This is a genomic window from Brachybacterium sp. EE-P12 (genome assembly GCF_003711805.1).
In the GTDB taxonomy this organism is placed as follows: Bacteria; Actinomycetota; Actinomycetes; order Actinomycetales; family Dermabacteraceae; genus Brachybacterium.
Map to the genome: position 1 here is coordinate 1 of NZ_QXCP01000015.1, position 2,708 is coordinate 2,708.

Genomic DNA, 2,708 nt, shown 5'->3' on the forward strand with positions numbered 1-2,708 from the left:
GCGGCGTGACGCTGTTCCCGAGTAGCACCGGGCCCGTGAAATCCGGTGTGAATCTGCCAGGACCACCTGGTAAGCCTGAATACTACCTTGTGACCGATAGCGGACAAGTACCGTGAGGGAAAGGTGAAAAGCACCCCGGGAGGGGAGTGAAATAGTACCTGAAACCGTGTGCTTACAATCCGTCGGAGCCTTGAGGGGTGACGGCGTGCCTTTTGAAGAATGAGCCTGCGAGTTAGTGGTCGGTGGCGAGGTTAACCCGTGTGGGGTAGCCGTAGCGAAAGCGAGTCTGAACGGGGCGTTCAGTCGCCGGCTCTAGACCCGAAGCGAAGTGATCTATCCATGGGCAGTGTGAAGCGCGGGTAAGACCGCGTGGAGGCGCGAACCCACTTCAGTTGAAAATGGAGGGGATGACCTGTGGATAGGGGTGAAAGGCCAATCAAACTTCGTGATAGCTGGTTCTCCCCGAAATGCATTTAGGTGCAGCGTTGCGTGTTTCGTGTCGGAGGTAGAGCACTGGATAGGCGATGGGCCCCACCGGGTTACTGACCTTAGCCAAACTCCGAATGCCGATACGTGAGAGCGCAGCAGTGAGACTGTGGGGGATAAGCTTCATAGTCGAGAGGGAAACAGCCCAGAACATCAGCTAAGGCCCCTAAGCGTGTGCTAAGTGGAAAAGGATGTGGAGTTGCTGAGACAACCAGGAGGTTGGCTTAGAAGCAGCCACCCTTGAAAGAGTGCGTAATAGCTCACTGGTCAAGTGATTCTGCGCCGACAATTTAGCGGGGCTCAAGCACACCGCCGAAGCTGTGTCACTCCGGAGTTTTCCGGGGTGGGTAGGGGAGCGTCGTGCAGCCGGTGAAGCCGCGGGGGAACCCAGTGGTGGAGGCTGTACGAGTGAGAATGCAGGCATGAGTAGCGAAAGACGGGTGAGAAACCCGTCCGCCGATTGATCAAGGGTTCCAGGGCCAGGTTTATCCGCCCTGGGTTAGTCGGGACCTAAGGCGAGGCCGACAGGCGTAGTCGATGGACATCGGGTTGATATTCCCGAACCGATCGTAGGAGGACCCATACCGAGGCAGTCGATGCTAACCACCCGAGCTGTCACCGTGCCCTTCGGGGTGTGGATGGTGGTGAGGCTGGGAACCAAGGTTGTAGTAGGTCAGCGCGTGGGATGACGCAGAGAGGTAGCTTCCGCGGACTTAATGGAATAGTCCGTCTAAGCGTGCAGCCCGGTCCTGGGTAATGCTGGGGCCATGTGGGTGAGACGTGATGGGGATCCCGTATGGGCGTAGGTGAGTGATCCTGTACTGCCTAGAAAAGTTCCGGCGTGACGAATACGGTCGCCCGTACCCTAAACCGACTCAGGTGATCAGGTAGAGAATACCGAGGCGTTCGAGAGAATCGTGGTTAAGGAACTCGGCAAAATGCCCCCGTAACTTCGGGAGAAGGGGGGCCCGATCCGTGAGAGCGGAGAGGGCCGCAGAGACCAGGGAGAAGCGACTGTTTACTAAAAACACAGGTCCGTGCGAAGTCGTAAGACGCTGTATACGGACTGACGCCTGCCCGGTGCTGGAAGGTTAAGAGGACCGGTTAGAGCCCTTCGGGGTTCGACGCTGAGAATTTAAGCCCCAGTAAACGGCGGTGGTAACTATAACCATCCTAAGGTAGCGAAATTCCTTGTCGGGTAAGTTCCGACCTGCACGAATGGCGTAACGACTTCTCCACTGTCTCAACCGCGAACTCGGCGAAATTGCATTACGAGTAAAGATGCTCGTTACGCGCAGCAGGACGGAAAGACCCCGGGACCTTTACTATAGTTTGATATTGGTGTTCGGGACGGCTTGTGTAGGATAGGTGGGAGACTGGGAAGCATTCACGCCAGTGAGTGTGGAGTCGTTGTTGAAATACCACTCTGGTCGTTCTGGATTCCTAACCTCGGTCCGTGATCCGGATCAGGGACAGTGTCTGATGGGTAGTTTAACTGGGGCGGTTGCCTCCTAAAGAGTAACGGAGGCGCTCAAAGGTTCCCTCAGCCTGGTTGGCAATCAGGTGTTGAGTGTAAGTGCACAAGGGAGCTTGACTGCGAGACAGACATGTCGGGCAGGTGCGAAAGCAGGAACTAGTGATCCGGCACCTCATTGTGGAATGGGTGTCGCTCAACGGATAAAAGGTACCCCGGGGATAACAGGCTGATCTTGCCCAAGAGCTCATATCGACGGCATGGTTTGGCACCTCGATGTCGGCTCGTCGCATCCTGGGGCTGGAGTTGGTCCCAAGGGTTAGGCTGTTCGCCTATTAAAGCGGTACGCGAGCTGGGTTTAGAACGTCGTGAGACAGTTCGGTCCCTATCCGCTGCGCGCGTTGGATATTTGAGAAGTCCTGTCCCTAGTACGAGAGGACCGGGATGGACTGACCTCTGGTGTGCCAGTTGTTCTGCCAAGGGCATGGCTGGTTGGCTACGTCGGGAAGGGATAACCGCTGAAAGCATCTAAGCGGGAAGCCTGCTTCGAGATGAGATATCCTTGCACCCTTGAGGTGTGTGAGGCCCCCAGTAGATGACTGGGTTGATAGGCCAGATGTGGAAGCGCAGCAATGTGTGGAGCTGACTGGTACTAATGGCCGATGACTTACAACAACCATTCTTTGCGTGTGTTGTTTGCTGTGTGTGTTCGCGTCCACTGTGCGGTTCTTGAGGAACAACCCCGCTG

General features: G+C 56.1%; 1 rRNA gene. It reads left to right on the top strand.

The annotated features are described in order from the left end of the window. Positions 1-2,636 (top strand): 23S ribosomal RNA (locus D1648_RS17715); the annotation flags it as partial. Positions 2,637-2,708 lie beyond the last annotated feature (72 nt).